12 protein-coding genes are annotated in these 16,059 nt (G+C 68.2%); 10 read left to right on the plus strand and 2 right to left on the minus strand.

Annotation, left to right across the window (positions count from 1 at the left end; all coding sequences use genetic code 11):
• The first annotated feature begins 3 nt into the window (after window positions 1–3).
• The 7 genes from AB0M15_RS30660 (at window position 4) to AB0M15_RS30690 (ending at window position 9,747) form a co-directional block, all read left to right on the plus strand.
• The gene (locus tag AB0M15_RS30660; protein WP_363825513.1) at window positions 4–543 is read left to right on the plus strand and encodes an adenine phosphoribosyltransferase; all 540 of its coding nucleotides are present in this window, start codon (window positions 4–6) and stop codon (window positions 541–543) included.
• A 311-nt stretch (window positions 544–854) separates the two neighbouring features.
• Entirely contained in the window at window positions 855–3,053 is a 2,199-nt protein-coding gene (locus tag AB0M15_RS30665; RefSeq protein ID WP_328335278.1) for a bifunctional (p)ppGpp synthetase/guanosine-3',5'-bis(diphosphate) 3'-pyrophosphohydrolase, read from the plus strand.
• On the plus strand, window positions 3,028–4,008 hold the full coding sequence (locus AB0M15_RS30670; RefSeq protein ID WP_363825516.1) for a hypothetical protein: 981 nt from the start codon (window positions 3,028–3,030) through the stop codon (window positions 4,006–4,008). The genes AB0M15_RS30665 and AB0M15_RS30670 overlap by 26 nt, the downstream gene beginning before the upstream one ends.
• Window positions 4,005–4,547, plus strand: a complete 543-nt coding sequence (locus tag AB0M15_RS30675) for an HAD-IA family hydrolase (protein WP_363825518.1) — start codon at window positions 4,005–4,007, stop codon at window positions 4,545–4,547. Before AB0M15_RS30670 ends, AB0M15_RS30675 begins: the two co-directional genes overlap by 4 nt.
• Window positions 4,548–4,736: 189 nt before the next feature.
• On the plus strand, window positions 4,737–5,519 hold the full coding sequence (locus AB0M15_RS30680; protein ID WP_363825521.1) for a GNAT family N-acetyltransferase: 783 nt from the start codon (window positions 4,737–4,739) through the stop codon (window positions 5,517–5,519).
• A 2-nt stretch (window positions 5,520–5,521) separates the two neighbouring features.
• On the plus strand, window positions 5,522–5,746 hold the full coding sequence (infA, locus tag AB0M15_RS30685; RefSeq protein WP_363825526.1) for a translation initiation factor IF-1: 225 nt from the start codon (window positions 5,522–5,524) through the stop codon (window positions 5,744–5,746).
• Between the two features lie 137 nt (window positions 5,747–5,883).
• On the plus strand, window positions 5,884–9,747 hold the full coding sequence (locus AB0M15_RS30690; RefSeq protein WP_363825529.1) for a hypothetical protein: 3,864 nt from the start codon (window positions 5,884–5,886) through the stop codon (window positions 9,745–9,747).
• An 18-nt stretch (window positions 9,748–9,765) separates the two neighbouring features.
• On the opposite strand, the gene AB0M15_RS30695 is transcribed toward AB0M15_RS30690, so the two are convergent.
• Together AB0M15_RS30695 and AB0M15_RS30700 are read right to left on the minus strand one after the other, a co-directional pair.
• Window positions 9,766–10,617: a hypothetical protein gene (locus tag AB0M15_RS30695; RefSeq protein WP_363825532.1), complete on the minus strand. Its 852-nt coding sequence runs from the start codon at window positions 10,615–10,617 to the stop codon at window positions 9,766–9,768.
• Window positions 10,618–10,732: 115 nt separating this feature from the next.
• The gene (locus AB0M15_RS30700; protein ID WP_363825535.1) at window positions 10,733–11,959 is read right to left on the minus strand and encodes a DUF349 domain-containing protein; all 1,227 of its coding nucleotides are present in this window, start codon (window positions 11,957–11,959) and stop codon (window positions 10,733–10,735) included.
• A 262-nt stretch (window positions 11,960–12,221) separates the two neighbouring features.
• Here AB0M15_RS30700 and AB0M15_RS30705 point away from each other — a divergent pair, with 262 nt between their 5' ends.
• Genes AB0M15_RS30705 through aspS form a run of 3 tightly spaced genes read left to right on the plus strand, consistent with a single transcriptional unit; the run spans window position 12,222 to window position 16,038 of the window.
• On the plus strand, window positions 12,222–12,902 hold the full coding sequence (locus AB0M15_RS30705) for an MBL fold metallo-hydrolase (RefSeq protein ID WP_363825538.1): 681 nt from the start codon (window positions 12,222–12,224) through the stop codon (window positions 12,900–12,902).
• A 2-nt stretch (window positions 12,903–12,904) separates the two neighbouring features.
• Complete coding sequence (gene hisS / locus AB0M15_RS30710) at window positions 12,905–14,245, plus strand: histidine--tRNA ligase (protein WP_363825541.1); 1,341 nt, start codon at window positions 12,905–12,907, stop codon at window positions 14,243–14,245.
• Window positions 14,242–16,038, plus strand: coding sequence for an aspartate--tRNA ligase (gene aspS, locus AB0M15_RS30715; RefSeq protein WP_363825548.1), 1,797 nt, complete (start codon window positions 14,242–14,244; stop codon window positions 16,036–16,038). Before hisS ends, aspS begins: the two co-directional genes overlap by 4 nt.
• The last annotated feature ends 21 nt before the right edge of the window (window positions 16,039–16,059 follow it).

Genomic DNA, 16,059 nt, shown 5'->3' on the forward strand with positions numbered 1-16,059 from the left:
CTGATGCGTTCGCTCGAACAGGTACTGCAGGACGGCATTCGCGACATCCAGGACTACCCGCAGGCGGGGGTGGTGTTCAAGGACATCACCCCGCTGCTGGCGGACCACAGCGGGTTCACCCAGGTGGTGGAGGCGCTGGCCGCCTCCGGTCGCGATGCCGACGGCAATGTCGTCGTCGACAAGGTGGTCGGGATCGAAGCACGTGGCTTCATCCTGGCCGCCCCGGTCGCGCTGGCCCTCGGGACCGGCTTCGTGCCGGTCCGCAAGAAGGGCAAGCTGCCGGCAGCGACGTACGAGGAGTCGTATACGCTGGAGTACGGCGAGGCGACCATCGAGGTCCACCAGGACGCTTTCCAGCCTGGTGACCGGGTGCTGGTGATCGACGACGTGCTCGCCACCGGCGGCACGGTCGAGGCCTGCCTGCGCCTGGTACGCCGCTGCAGTGCCGAAGTGGTCGCCACCTCGGTACTGATCGAGCTGTCGTTCCTGCCCGGGCGCGAGCGCCTGGCGGGGGAGCGCGTGGACACGCTAGTCACTGTCTGAAGTCAAGTGGCTACATCAAATCGGCGTGTTGTCCACAGGCCGTGTCGGCCGCGTTGGTTCCTTCCCTCTAGACTGGTGCTCTGTCGGCGGAGGGAAACAACGTGGGTGAAGACCCGGCGATGACTTCAGCGGTACCTGACGTGGTGCCGCTCGATCCTCCGCGCGCTCCCGCGAGCCGCCCGGTGGCCGCTCCATCGCCGTCTCCAGCCGCCGCGCCGCCACCCTCGGCGCAGCCGCCCAGAATCGCGCCGGCCCGGGTCCGCGCCCGGCTGGCTCGCCTCGGCGGCACCCGGCACCCGAACCGGGCGCCGATGCTCGAGCCGCTGTTCCGGGTGGTCCGGGCGACCCACCCCAAGGCCGACCTGGCGATGATCGAGCGGGCGTACCGGACCGCCGAGAAGCACCACACCGGCCAGCTCCGCAAGAGCGGCGATGCGTACATCACGCACCCGCTCGCGGTGGCCACCATCCTGGCCGAGCTGGGCATGACCGCGCCGACGCTGTGCGCCGCGCTGCTGCACGACACGGTCGAGGACACCGACTACACGATCGCCGAGCTGACCAAGGACTTCAGCGAAGAGATCGCGATGCTGGTCGACGGCGTCACCAAGCTGGACAAGGTCAAGTACGGCGAGTCCGCGCAGGCCGAGACGATCCGCAAGATGGTCGTCGCGATGGCCAAGGACATCCGGGTGCTGGTGATCAAGCTCGCCGACCGGCTGCACAACATGCGCACGCTGGGCTTCCTGCGGCAGGAGAAGCAGGAGCGGATCGCCCGCGAGACGCTCGAGATCTACGCCCCGCTGGCCCACCGGCTGGGTATGAACACGATCAAGTGGGAGCTCGAGGACCTGTCCTTCTCGACCCTGCACCCGAAGGTGTACGACGAGATCGTCCGGCTGGTGGCCGAGCGAGCTCCGTCGCGCGACGAGTACCTCGCCTCCGTGATCGACCAGGTGCACGAGGACCTGCGCGCGGCCAAGGTGAAGGCGACCGTCACCGGCCGCCCGAAGCACTACTACTCGATCTACCAGAAGATGATCGTCCGCGGCCGCGAGTTCGGCGACATCTACGACCTGGTCGGCATCCGCGTGCTGGTCGAGTCGGTCCGCGACTGTTATGCGGCCCTCGGAGTCCTGCACGCCCGGTGGAACCCTGTTCCCGGGCGGTTCAAGGACTACATCGCGATGCCGAAGTTCAACATGTACCAGTCGCTGCACACCACCGTGATCGGCCCGCAGGGCAAGCCGGTGGAGCTGCAGATCCGGTCCTTCTCGATGCACCGGCGAGCTGAGTACGGTATCGCCGCGCACTGGAAGTACAAGGAAGACCCGAACGCGCCGGCGCCGGAGGTGGGCGCGCCGCCGACCACCGAGATCGGCGCTCCGAACGAGATGCCCTGGGTGCGGCAGCTCGTCGACTGGCAGCGGGAGACCTCCGATCCGTCGGAGTTCCTCGACTCGCTGCGGTTCGAGATCAACAACTCCGAGGTCTACGTCTTCACTCCGCGCGGCGACGTGATGTCGCTGCCGACCGGGTCGTCACCGGTCGACTTCGCCTACGCGATCCATACCGAGGTCGGGCACCGATGTATCGGCGCCCGGGTGAACGGGCGGCTGGTGCCGCTGGAGAGCACGCTGGAGAACGGCGACGTCGTCGAGGTCTTCACCTCGAAGGCGCAGGGCGCCGGGCCGTCGCGCGACTGGCTGATGTTCGTCAAGAGCCCGCGCGCACGCAACAAGATCAAGCACTGGTTCTCCAAGGAGCGCCGCGACGAGGCGATCGAGCACGGCAAGGACGCGATCGCCAAGCAGCTCCGCAAGGAGGGCCTGCCGCTGCAGCGCCTGCTCTCGCACGAGACGCTGACCGCGGTCGCCAACTCACTGCGCTACCCCGACGTGACCGGCCTGTACGCCGCGGTCGGCGAGAGTCACGTGAGTGCGCAGGCCGTAGTACGGCGACTGATCGAGACCTATGGCGGCGAAGAGGGTGCGGCCGAGGATCTCGCCGAGGGGCTGCGGTTGCCGGCCACCCGGGAGCGGCGCAAGCGGACCGCGCGCGGCGATGCCGGCGTCATCGTCAAGGGCGCGACGGACGTGCTCTCGAAGCTCGCCCGCTGCTGTACTCCGGTGCCGGGCGACGAGATCATCGGCTGGGTGACCCGTGGCGCCGGCGTCTCGGTGCACCGGGCCGACTGCGCCAACGTGGAGAACCTGCAGACCCAGCCCGAGCGCATCGTCGAGGTCGAGTGGGCGCCCACCGCCCAATCCGTCTTCCTGGTCGCGATCCAGGTCGAGGCCTTGGACCGGGCTCGTCTGCTGTCCGACATCACCCGGGTCCTCTCGGACTACCACGTGAACATCCTGTCGGCGGCGCTGACCACTACGCGCGACCGGATCGCCAAGTCCCGGTTCACCTTCGAGATGGGCGATCCGACGCACCTGGGCCACGTGTTGAAGGCGGTCCGTTCGGTCGAGGGCGTTTTTGACGTCTACCGGGTCACCCAGTAGCCGATCCTTCGTCAGCAGGTCGCGGCTCACCCGCCGCGGCCTGCTGATCCTCGGCGCCGGCGCACTGACCGGCTGCAGCTCCGACAACTCGTCGAGCAGCTCAACGGCGCCCCCGACCACGCCCGCGTCCTCGACGCCTCCTGCGTCCTCAACCCCACCTGGGTCCTCAACCCCTTCGGCTCCTTCGGCGTCCGCGCCGTCGACACCCGCGTCTCCCGCCTCTCCGCCGCCTGCAGCTCTGCCATCCGTCAAACTCTGGACCCCCGGCCGAGGCGAACTCGTCCCCGAAGCCAAACTCGCCGCCGTCCAAGCCGTCCAGAAGCTCCTGACCCGCCGGAACACCGTCGTCGAGATCATCGACGCCCAGTACGGCGGCCTGCTGGCCGACACCGCCAGCGTCCTCGTCCCTTGCCGCACCTACTCCGTCGCCCACGGCAAGCTGACCACCGCCGGCACCACCGTCGACGTACGCCTGACCCGATCGGGCCGCACCTGGCGGGTGACGTCCCAGCACCCGGCGCAACCCGGTCCACCCGCCCGCACCCTCACTGCGGCTGCCCGCCAGGTACTAGCCAACGACCGCATCACCCTCCCGCCGGCCTCAGCTGCCGACGTCCGCTCAGGCAACATCCACGACACCGTCCTCACCGCGATGCTCACCCTCGCGAAGACCTACCGAATCGGCATCAGCGTCCTCCGCTCCGGCCACCCCCTGAACGTCTTCGGCACCACCCGCCCCAGCGACCACCCCCAAGGCCGAGCCTTCGACACCTGGCAGATCAACGGCCAAGCAGTCGTGAACCCGTCCACCCCACGCACCCTCATCACCACCTACATGCAAGCAGCCGAGACCCTCGGCTCCTACAACGTCGGCGGCCCGTACCAACTCTCCGGTTCCGCCTACTTTTCCGACCGAACCCACCACGACCACGTCCACGCCGGCTTCCGCACTTGACGACCACCAAAGGCTGCAACGAATCCCCCGCCACAGTCCTCGCGACGTACCACGCCTGCACCCGCGGCGAGATGACGACTGCGACGCTGTGGAGCTCCCTGGGCGTAGCGGACGAGGCGAGCGACACCGAGTACTGCTCGGCGCATGAGCTGACTACCGGACTCATCCCGCTGCTGGAGCAGCTCTCGTCAGCCGGGGTGAGGTTGGCCTGCCTGACCAACGATGCTGCGGAGTGGTCTGTGATCCTCCGCGAACGGTTCGGCCTCGATCGCTACCTCCAGGACTGGTACGTCAGCGCCGAGCTCGGCGTTCGCAAACCGGATCCGCGGGCGTACCAGGCAGTGCTCCGAGGCTTGGACGTCGATCCGTCGACCGTCCTGTTCGTCGACGACCGCGGGCCCAATCTCCTCCCTGCGCGGGAGCTGGGCCTGCAGACCGCATTGTTCACCAGCGACGACACCGACAAGCACTCGATTCCGGCCGGCATTCCGCGGTTGCACACCATGCCGGCGCTGGGTCGGCTGGTGGGGCTTGGATAAATGAGTGGTCGGCATGAGGCGGCGGTTGGTACCGTTCCGTCGTCCGTGACATCACGCTTGGAGGTGGGAACCCATGAACGCTGTAGCGCAGTGGGTGCGTCCCCTCTCGTGGTCACGGGCGGGCGACTGACATAGGTGTCGCCGGGAGCGCCCCGAGAAATCTTCGGCACTCCCGGAAGGAACACACCTATGAACACTTTGCCTTACACACCGCACGGCCCCGGCGCCGAGGCGGTCACGATCTCGCGGGTCGCCGACAACCAGTGGCACGCCGTGGAGAACGACCTGGTCGTCGGACGCGGGCACGCTTCACGCCGGCTCGACGGCCGTACCTTCGTCAGCATCGACACCTGGCGCGACGCGATCTTCGACCAGCTCGCCGCGGCGATGCTGGCTGACCAGTCGGAGCTTTTGTACACGGTTGTCGACGAGAACGATCGTGACCTGAGGGCTGGTTGGGAGCGGGCCGGGTTCGCGACTTCGCGTCGCGAGTACGAGTTCGTGGTACCGACCGATCTGCCGGTCGGACCGATTCCTCCGGACGTGGTGATCGCGGGCGCCGACGAGGGGCCGCTTCGGCTGCTGGACAAGGCGATTCGGGCCGAGGTCGAGGCCGCCGTCGGCTGGCAGACGATGCCGGCGGAGGTGCTGCCGTGGCAGGGCGGTACGCGGCCGATGAATGCATCGAAGTACACGGTCGCGATTCACGATGGTCGGTACGTCGGTATGGTCCGGGTGGCGACCAGGACACGGCGGCCCCGGATCGGGCTGGTCGCGGTCCTGGTTGACGAACAATGGCACGGCATTGGCCGGGCGCTGCTGACTCACGTGCTGCAGGGCCTGCACAGTGCTGGATTCGAAGCCGTCACGGCGGAGGTGGATGAATCCAACAAGGCCGCTCTGGGGCTCTTCGAGAGTCTGGGAGCGCGCAGGACGGGTACCACTCTCGAGCTCGTCAGCCGGGAGGTTTGATGATGCCCAAAGCAACAGGTGGTATCGAGGTCGAGGGCACTGTGGTCGAGTGTCTTCGCAACGCCAACTTCCGGGTCGAACTCACCAACGGCCACAAGGTCCTGGCCCACATCTCCGGCAAGATTCGCAAGAACTACATCAAAATCCTCCCCGAGGACCGCGTCCTGGTCGAGCTGAGCCCCTACGACCTGACGCGCGGCCGAATCACCTTCCGCTACCGGAACTGACCTGCACGAGCCGCGGCCCGGCAGCCACTGCTGCTGGGGCGCGGGCTCTTGACACCCGCAGCCGCGAGTGACCAACTGGCGGATGGAGACAAATCTGTCTGCACGCGCTCTCGGGGGATCGTCAAGGGGAGTGCACTATGGCAATCGGGCGGAAGCAGGTCGCAGGAGGAACACTCGGCTCGGCGGTACTCGTCGCGGGTCTGTTGCTGGCGCCAGTCGGTGCAACCGGCGCGCCGCCGGTCGACGACACCCCGACGCTGATCCCGGGCACCAGACCGCCGCGGGTGAGCGAGAAGGACGAACAGGCGTTCCTCGAGCGGGACTTCTTCTTCATGAGCAGGCGGACCGCCGGCGACCAGAAGCTCGACAATCAGCGCGCGGGCGCGCTCCGCGCTGTCGCGGCCCTCAATGCCGGGCAACAGCGACGGCAGCGCACGAAGAGCCCGGGCCCGGCGACCTTCACCGGTCCGTGGACCGGCCTGGGCCCCGACCCGATCGTCCAGGTGACCCGGAGCACGCCGATCTTCACCGCGATGAGCGGCAGGATCGGCGCCCTCGCGATCCGCCCGAGCAACGGCCAGTTCATCCTGGGCGGTGCGCAAGGCGGGATCTGGCTGTACGACCAGGCGAGCGGCTCGTGGTCGACCAAGACCGATGACCTCCCATCGCTGGCCATCGGCGCGCTGGCCGTCGCACCGTCGAACGACGCGATCGTGTACGCCGGTACCGGCGAGGGCGCGTTGTCCGGTGACAGCTACTTCGGCAACGGCGTCCTGAAGTCGACCGACGGCGGCCAGCACTGGGCGCACGTGTCGGGCGACTTCTTCGAGGGCGTCTCGACCTCGGCCCTGGTCGTCGACCCGCGCAACGCCAGCCACCTGTACGCCGCGATCCTCCGCGGCCGTGGAGGCGCACGACGGACCACGCCGCCGGACCACTCGCGGTACGGCGTCTGGGAGTCCACCGACGGCGGTACGAGCTGGCGGATCCTGAAGGTCGCGAAGTCCGCGTCCAACGGTGCGACCGACCTCGAGATCGACCCGCAGAACCCGAACGTTCTCTACAGCTCGTTCTGGGGCGACGCGATCTACAAGAGCACCGATGCCGGCCGGCACTGGGCACCGATCATGACGGGCCTCCCGGCGGTCGACTATGCCGCGACTGCCACCCGCTTCTCGCTCGGGATCTCTCATCCCGCGGGCCACAGCGCGGTCCTCTACGCGGGCTTCACCTGGACCGATCAGCCGGCGCGAGTCTTCAAGTCCACCAACGAGGGTGCGAGCTGGTCGATCACGGCCCCGGGCACGGGAGACGACACGGTCGAGGACTACTGCGCCGAGCAGTGCTCGTACGACAACGTCATCGTCGCCGATCCGGTCAACCCCGACATCGTCTATGCGGCCGGACAGTTCAACTACGCGATCGGTTCGGGCGGCATCTTCCGGTCCGACGACGGCGGCCAGACCTGGAAGAACCTCGGCTGGGACCAGCACCCCGACTTCCACGCCATCGCCTACGACCCGGCGAACCCGGCCCACGTCCTGATCGGCTCGGACGGCGGCGTCTGGTACTCCGGTGACCGCGGTGGCCGCCCGAACGCGACCGACCCGGTCAGCGCGGTGACGTGGCAGAACCTCAACGGGACGGTCGATCCCGACACCGCGGCCGTGACCCATCGGACCGGCCTGCAGCTGGGCCAGTTCACCTCCATCGCGAACGCGCCGACCGTCCCCGGGCGGGTCTGGGGTGGTACCCAGGACAACGGCACCGACCGCAAGTCGACGGCCTCGGCGAGCTGGTTCGATGTCGCCAGCGGTGACGGCGGACAGGTCCTGGTCGATCCGGCCGACGCGAACTACGTCTACGGCACCTACTTCGGCATCTCGCCGTACCGGTACACCGATGGCGGCCTCACCTTCTTCAGCAACCAGTTCATCAGGTCCGGGATCGACCTGACCGACCGTTCCGATTTCTACGCTCCCTGGGTACAGAACCAGCGCAAGACCAACCAGCTCATGCTGGGCACGTACCGGCTGTACCGGACCGACAACGCGAAGGCGCCGTCGGCCGGTGACGTCCGGTGGAAGCCCATCAGCCCGGACCTGACCAGCGGCTGCACCGGCGAGGCGCCGAACGGCGGGCGTGGGTGTGTCATCTCCGCCGTCGGCATGGGCGGCGGCGACGCGGCCTACACCGGTGCGGAAGACGGCTACGTCTACGTCAGTCCGGATGCGCAGGTCAGTGACACGCCGTCGTGGACCCGGGTGGACAAGGGACAGCTGCCGAAGCGGCCGGTGACCCAGTTCGCCGTAGACCGCAGCAACTACCGGATCGCCTATGCGTCGTTCGCCGGCTTCGACTCCGCCACTCCGGCCCACCCAGGTCATGTCTTCAAGACGACGAACGGTGGCAAGGACTGGAAGGACATCACCTCCAACCTGCCGGACAGCCCGGTGAACTCGATCATCCTCGACCCGTCGTACGCGGACACCCTGTACGCCGGGACGGACGTGGGCCCGTTCGTCACCCATGACGGAGGCAGGCACTGGGCTCCGCTGGGCTCGGGGATCCCCGAGATCGCGATCTGGCAGCTCGATCTCGACCCGTCGCACCGGGTCCTCGCCGCCGGAACGCATGGGCGCGGGGCGTTCCGGAGTACGGACACGTCGGCGGCCGTACCCGCTCTGGTCGTCACGAAGACGGCCGCGGATGTTCCGGTCGGACCGTCGAGCACGCTCGACTACACGATCACGCTCGCGAACGTTGGCAACGCCGCCGCCACCGGAGTCAAGCTGACCGACCCGGTGCCGAAGAACACGACCTTCCTGTCCGCCGACAGCGGCGGGACGAACGTGCGCGGCGTCGCGACCTGGACCGGCCTGACCGTTCCGGCCGGTGGCAGCACCACCGTGCACCTGAGGGTGAAGATCGGTTCCGGGGTGACGACGGCGATCGTCGACGACGGTATCCGGGCGGTGTCGGCGCAAGGCCCGTTCACGACCGGATCGCCGGTGACCACGCCGATAGCCCCGGCGTACGGAGTGAGCCTCACTCCGGCGACGCAGATCGACGGCGGCCGGCCGGGCACCTCCGTCTCCTACACCGAGACGGTGAGGAACCTTGGGTTCACACCCGACAGCTACACGTTGTCGAGCAGTGGCGGAACTGATCCCGTCAGCTTCTTCGACGCGACCTGCACGACGCCGCAGCCGACCACGCCCACTGTGGCGCCGGGCGCGACGGCGACGGTCTGTGTGAAGGTGGCCGTGCCGGCCGGAGCCACCGGAACCAACACCGCGACGGTCACGGCGACCTCGGTCGGCAGCCCCGCGGTCTCGGCGGCGGCGACGATCAAGACCATCGCGGTCACGGTCGACACCCTGCTGGTGGACGAGGACGGCAATGCGCCCGACGTACAGTCCTCGTACGCCGCCGCGCTGACCGGCGCGGGTGTCTCGTTCGACACCTGGGACCTGGATGCCGACAGCAACCTTCCCGCGAACTTCCTGCTGGCGCACCGGAACCTCGTCTGGTTCACCGGGAACACCTACCCGGCGCCGATCACGCCGTACGAGTCGCGGCTGCAGGCGTTCCTGGACGGCGGCGGACGGCTGCTGATGTCCGGCCAGGACATTCTCGACCAGGCGGCCGGTACGACGGCGTTCGTGCACGACTACCTGCACATCACCTGGGACGGTACCGAAGCCCAGAACGACAAGGGCACTGCCGCAGTCCATGGCGTCGCCGGCAACCCGGTGACCGACGGCATCGGCACGGTACCGCTGGACCACTCGGTCCTGGACGCAGCCTTCGAAGACCAGGTCACCCCGAACGGTGGTGCGCTGCCGGCCTTCACCGACGACGCCACTCAGGCAGACGCCCTGTCCTTCGCAGGCAGCTACAAGGTCGTCTTCCTCGCTTTCCCCTTGGAGGCCTACGGCACCGCACCTGACAAGACCAACCTGGTCACCCGAACCATGACCTTCTTCGCCGCCCCCTGAGCCTCTCAACCGCCTCCCTCACCACCGGCGGGGGAGGCGGGGCCAGGCACACAGAAAGGCACCCACGGCCAGTTCCAGGGCTGGATAGGAACCCCAGAGGTCGGTCCGCCGGACGGCGATGATGTGCCAGCCGAGTGCGGCTAGTTCGGTGCGGCGGGTTTCGTCTTGGGATTGCTGGTGGGTTTTGGAGTGCCAGCGGTCGGAGTCGTATTCGAGGCCTAGGTACTTGCCGTCTACCGGGTCGGGGTAGGCGACGTCGATGCGGTACTCGCGGGTGGGGCCTTTGACACGGGTCTGAAGGCCGGGGGTGCCGAAGCCGGCGTCTATCAGGCGGAGGCGGAGCCAGGACTCGCCGGGGGACTCGGCTCGGCGGTCGGCGATTTTGATGATGTGGCGAGCCTGTAGGTGCGCCCGGTGTCCGTCGTGCTGGTCCAGGAGGGCTTCGAGGGTGGCTCGGTCTGCTCGGCCGGAGCGTAGGAGGGCGTCGATCGATGCCAGCGCGAACGGTCGGGGGAGATGGAGGGCGAGGTCGACGCCGGTGGCTGCCGGGCTGGTCACCTTGTGTCCGGCGAGATTCACGGTGTCGGCTGGGGTTCTGGTCCAGCGGATCGGAACGTGGTCGGCCGCGTTGAGGGCGGTGGTGGGGATGCCGTGGATCCAGGCTGCGGTTTCGGCGCGGGCGACACCGCCGGAGGGGATCACGAGTGCTGCGGCGGCCGCGCGGAGTTCTGGGCTGTCCGGTGTCTCGGTGGCGACGTACACGCCTTTGAGGAGCTGGCGGATCTCGCCGCCGTCGAGGAGCCAGTTCAGCGTCTTGCCGGCCTGGCGGCCGGTGAAGGGGAGGCCGCAGAAGAAGGGTGGGAAGGACATCGGCACAGGATGACCGAAGGTGGCGATCTCGTGCTTTCCGTTGTCCACAGGTCCCGAAAGGCAGCCAGACGACAACAGCCCGCCAGCAGCGCTGGCGGGCTGTTCTGCGAGCGGTTCAGCTGAAGTCGGTGAGGGCGTTTTGGGCTTGGGTTAGCCATTCGCGGCGGGCGGCGATTGCCTCGCGGGCTTCGGTGGCCTTGCGGGTGTTGCCTTGGGCCTCGTGTTTCGCGGCTTGCTTCTCCAGGTCGGTGATGAGGGACTGGAGTTGCTTGACGGTGGCTTCGGCTCGGGCTCGGGCCTCGGGGTTGCTGCGGTTCCAGACTTCGTCTTCGGCGGATTTGACCGCCTGCTCGACTGCGCGGAGCCGGCCGTCGATGGTGCGCATCGAGTCGCGGGGGACCTTGCCGATGGCGTCCCAGCGGTCCAGAAGGTCGCGGAGCTGGTCGCGGGCGGCCTTGGCGTCGTTGACGGGGAGGATCGCTTCGATCTCGACCAGCAACGATTCCTTGGCCGCGAGGTTGGCGACCTGCTCCTCGTTCTCCTGGGCCTGTTCGGCGTCGCGGGCGCCGAAGAAGGCGTCCTGGGCGCTGCGGAAGCGGGCCCACAGCTTGTCGTCGACCTCGCGCGGGGCGGGGCCGGCGGCCTTCCACTGGCGCATGAGGTCGCGGAAGCGGCCTGACGTCGGGCCCCAGTCGGTCGAGGAGGAGAGACCTTCAGCTTCGGCTGCGAGGCGCTCCTTCACCACGGCTGCCTCGTCACGCTTGGAGGACAGCTCGGCGAAGTGCTGCTTGCGATGCCGGGTGTACGTCGTCCGCGCGGACGAGAAGCGGTGCCACAGCTCGTCGTCGCTGGACTTGTCGAGCCGGGGGAGTGCCTTCCATTCGTCCAGGAGCTCGCGCAGCCTGGTGACGCCGTGCCGCCAGTCGGTACCGGCCGCGATCGTCTCGGCCTCGGTGGCGATCTTCGTCTTCGCGTCCCGGGCCTCCTCGACCTTCGCGGCGCGCTCGGCCTTCTTCTTCTCGCGCTGCTGGGCGACCAGCGGGGTGAGCGCGTCCAGCCGGGCCCGCAGGCCGTCCAGATCGCCGACGGCCTGCGCCTCGTCGATCGCGCTGGTCACCTTCTTCACCGCGGCCCGGGCGTCGTCGGGCGAGACGGTGCCCGCCTGGACCCGCTTCTCCAGCAGGTCCACCTCGAACGCCAGGGCGTCGTACCGGCGGGTGTAGAAGGCGAGCGCCTCCTCAGGGTTCGCGTCCGGCCACTGGCCGACCGCCCTCTCCCCGTCCTTGGTCCGTACGAAGACCGTTCCGTCGTCGGCTACCCGGCCCCAGCTTTCCTCGGCCACAACTCGCCCCTTCCGGCGGTATGTACTGCGCTCGTGCCCATTCTGTCCAGTCGGCGGTTCATCGCCGTCGACAGGGTGCAGTCGGGCGCGTCGGGAGCTGTCCCCACGCGTATCACTGAACAATCACAAACTCCCGGCCGCTACGCAACGGGGTTGCCATCACAATCGGGCACAAAACAAGCAGACAACAATGCGGTTCGTACTCAGCACAGCGTCACCGGTAGCCTTGGCAGGTCCCTTGTCGGTTCCAGGAAGGTCTGTCGTGCTCATCGCCGGGTTCCCCGCGGGGTCGTGGGGTACGAACTGCTACGTCGTCGCCACCGGCCAGGGCGCGGAGTGCATCGTGATCGACCCAGGGCAAGACGCCACCAGCGGGGTCGAGCAGGTGGTCCGGGAGAACAAGCTGAAGCCGGTCGCGGTGCTGCTCACGCACGGCCACATCGACCACATGTTCTCCGTACTACCGGTCTGCGGCACCTACGACAGCACCGCCTGGATCCACCCCGACGACCGGCACCTGCTGGCCGACCCGATGGCCGGCATCAGCCAGGAGAGCGCCCGGATGCTGCTCGGCGGGGATCACACCTTCGCCGAGCCCGACGACGTCCAGGAGCTCAAGGACGGCCAGCAGCTCGAGCTCGCGGGCCTGCGGTTCACCGTCGACCACACCCCGGGCCACACTCGGGGCTCGGTCACCTTCACCACCCCGTACCTGGGTCCAGAGGACGTACCGGCGGTGTTGTTCTCCGGGGACGTGTTGTTCGCGGGGTCGATCGGCCGGACGGATCTGCCCGGCGGCGACCATCCGGCCATGCTGCATACGTTGGCCACCAAGATCCTGCCGATGCGCGACGAGATCGTCGTCCTGCCGGGTCATGGCGGCCAGACCACGATCGGCCGGGAAAAGGCGACCAACCCTTACTTGCAGGACCTGGAGACATAGAAATGAGCAAGGTAACCCCGATCAGCGGGTTCCCCGAGTACCTCCCGAGCGACCGGATCGTCGAGCAGCAGTTCCTCGACGTGATCCGGGAGACGTTCGAGCTGCACGGCTTCGCCTCGATCGAGACGCGCGCCGTCGAGCCGGTCGACCGGCTCTCGAACCAGGGCGAGGACGCGGACAAGGAGATCTACGCGGTACGCCGCCTCGGCGCGCCCGTCGAGGAGAAGTCCGACCTCGGACTGCACTTCGACCTGACCGTCCCCTTCGCCCGGTACGTGCTGGAGCACGCGGGCAAGCTGGCGTTCCCCTTCCGCCGCTACCAGATCCAGAAGGTCTGGCGTGGTGAGCGCCCGCAGGAGGGCCGGTACCGCGAGTTCACCCAGGCCGACATCGACATCGTCGGCGACGGCACGCTGCCGTTCCACTACGAGGTCGAACTGCCGCTCGTCATTGCCGATGCGTTCGGCAAGCTGCCGATCCCGCCGTTCCGGATCCAGGTCAACAACCGGCAGATCCCCGAGGGCTTCTACCGCGGCCTCGGCATCGAGGACGTCATCTCGGTACTCCGTATCGTCGACAAGCTGGACAAGATCGGCCCGGACAAAATCACCCAGCTGCTCACCGCCGAGACCGGCCCGCAGCTGACGGCCGAGACCGCGAAGCAGGTGCTCCGGCTGGCCGAGATCTCCAGCACCGACGCCTCGTTCGTCGAGCAGGTGCGGGCGCTCGGCGTCCAGCACGAGATCCTCGACGAGGGCCTCGAGCGGCTGGCCGCGATCATGACGGCGGCCAACGAGCACGCGCCCGGCCTGCTGGTCGCCGACCTCAAGATCGCGCGCGGGCTGGACTACTACACCGGCACGGTCTACGAGACCCAGCTGATCGGCCACGAGTCGTACGGCTCGATCTGCTCCGGTGGACGCTACGACTCGCTCGCCAGCGACGGCAAGACGACCTACCCCGGCGTCGGCATCTCCATCGGGGTGTCGCGCTTGATCGCCCGGCTGTTCAGCCAGGGGCTGGTGAAGGGCAGCCGCAGTACGCCGACGGCCGTACTGGTTGCCTTGAACAACGAAGACGAGCGCGCCGACGCGATGCGCACCGCTGCCGCGCTGCGGGCACGCAACATCCCCGTCGAGGTGGCGCCGGCGGCCGCGAAGTTCGGCAAGCAGATCAAGTTCGCCGATCGGCGTGGCATCCCGTTCGTCTGGTTCACCACGGAGAACGGCGCAGAAGTGAAGGACATTCGGAGTGGTGAGCAGGTGGCGGCCGATCCGGCCACCTGGTCACCCCCGGCGCAGGACGTACGACCCAGCATCGAAACCCCTCAGGAGAACTCGTGATCCGTACCCATTCCGCCGGCTCCTTGCGGGCCGAGAACACCGGACAGACCGTCACGCTGGCGGGCTGGGTGGCGCGGCGGCGCGATCACGGCGGCGTGGCGTTCATCGACCTGCGTGACGCCAGCGGCACCGTCCAGGTCGTCATCCGCGACGAAGCGGCGGCCAGCGGCCTGCGTTCGGAGTACTGCCTGAAGATCGTCGGCGTCGTGTCGGCGCGCCCCGAGGGCAACGCGAACCCGGACCTGCCGACCGGTGAGATCGAGATCATCACCGAGGAGATCGAGGTCCTCAACGAGGCCGCGCCGCTGCCGTTCCCGGTCGAGGAGCACCACGCGACGCCGGTGAACGAAGAGGTCCGGCTCAAGTATCGGTACCTCGACCTGCGCCGCCAGGGCCCCGGCTCGGCGCTTCGCCTGCGCAGCAAGGTGAACAAGGCGGCGCGCGCAGTACTGGACAAGCACGACTTCGTCGAGATCGAGACGCCGACGCTGACCAAGTCGACGCCGGAAGGCGCACGCGACTTCCTGGTACCGGCGCGCCTGCAGCCGGGATCGTGGTACGCGCTGCCGCAGTCGCCGCAGCTGTTCAAGCAGCTGCTGATGGTGGCCGGGATGGAGCGGTACTTCCAGATCGCCCGCTGCTACCGCGACGAGGACTTCCGCGCCGACCGGCAGCCGGAGTTCACCCAGCTCGACATCGAGATGAGCTTCGTCGACCAGGACGACATCATCGCGCTGTCCGAGGAGATCCTGGTCGAGCTGTGGAAGCTCGCCGGGCACGAGGTGCAGACGCCGATCCAGCGGATGACGTACGCCGAGTCGATGGCCCGCTTCGGCAGCGACAAGCCCGATCTGCGGATGGGGCTCGAGCTGGTCGAGTGCACGGAGTACTTCAAGGACACGCCGTTCCGGGTCTTCCAGGCGCAGTACGTCGGCGCCGTGGTGATGCCGGGCGGAGCCGACCAGCCGCGCAAGCAGCTCGACGCGTGGCAGGAGTGGGCCAAGCAGCGTGGTGCGCGCGGACTCGCATACGTGCTGGTCGGTCAGGACGGCGAGCTGGGCGGACCGGTCGCCAAGAATCTGTCCGAGCAGGAGCGCGCCGGGCTGGCCGACCACGTCGGCGCGAAGCCGGGCGACTGCATCTTCTTCGCCGCCGGCGCGGTGAAGTCGTCGCGGGCGCTGCTGGGTGCGGCGCGGCTGGAGATCGGCCGGCGCGGTGGGCTGATCGACGAGTCGGCCTGGTCGTTCGTGTGGGTCATCGACGCGCCGCTGTTCGAGCCGGCCGATGACGCGACCGCTGCTGGTGATGTCGCTGTCGGGTCGGGGGCGTGGACTGCTGTGCACCACGCGTTCACGTCGCCGAAGCCGGACTCGCTGGAGACGTTCGACACCGACCCGGGCAGCGCGTTGGCGTATGCGTACGACATCGTCTGCAACGGCAACGAGATCGGTGGTGGGTCGATCCGTATCCATCGCGAGGACGTGCAGAAGCGGGTCTTCAAGGTGATGGGGCTGTCGGACGAGGAGGCGAGCGAGAAGTTCGGCTTCCTGCTCGACGCGTTCAAGTTCGGCGCGCCGCCGCACGGCGGCATCGCCTTCGGCTGGGACCGCATCACCGCCCTGCTGGCCGGTACGGAGTCCATCCGCGACGTCATCGCCTTCCCGAAGTCCGGCGGCGGCTTCGACCCGCTGACCGCGGCTCCGGCCCCGATCACCCCCGCCCAGCGCAAGGAAGCCGGCGTAGACGCGAAGCCGGAGCCCAAGGGCGAGGCCAAAGCCGAAGCCAAGCAGTAGCTTCAGCAGTCGGCGCCAGTA

Origin of the sequence: Kribbella sp. NPDC051718 (assembly GCF_040681515.1) — a bacterium.
Classification (GTDB): domain Bacteria; phylum Actinomycetota; class Actinomycetes; order Propionibacteriales; family Kribbellaceae; genus Kribbella.

What these genes read in the sequence shown, in the direction of transcription:
- infA (WP_363825526.1), top strand. Translation starts at nt 5,522, where the DNA reads ATGCCCAAAGCAACAGGTGGTATCGAGGTCGAGGGCACTGTGGTCGAG.
- AB0M15_RS30665 (WP_328335278.1), top strand. Translation starts at nt 855, where the DNA reads ATGCTCGAGCCGCTGTTCCGGGTGGTCCGGGCGACCCACCCCAAGGCC.
- hisS (WP_363825541.1), top strand. Translation starts at nt 12,905, where the DNA reads ATGAGCAAGGTAACCCCGATCAGCGGGTTCCCCGAGTACCTCCCGAGC.
- AB0M15_RS30695 (WP_363825532.1), bottom strand. Translation starts at nt 10,617, where the DNA reads ATGTCCTTCCCACCCTTCTTCTGCGGCCTCCCCTTCACCGGCCGCCAG.
- AB0M15_RS30690 (WP_363825529.1), top strand. Translation starts at nt 5,884, where the DNA reads ATGGCAATCGGGCGGAAGCAGGTCGCAGGAGGAACACTCGGCTCGGCG.
- AB0M15_RS30660 (WP_363825513.1), top strand. Translation starts at nt 4, where the DNA reads ATGCGTTCGCTCGAACAGGTACTGCAGGACGGCATTCGCGACATCCAG.
- AB0M15_RS30680 (WP_363825521.1), top strand. Translation starts at nt 4,737, where the DNA reads ATGAACACTTTGCCTTACACACCGCACGGCCCCGGCGCCGAGGCGGTC.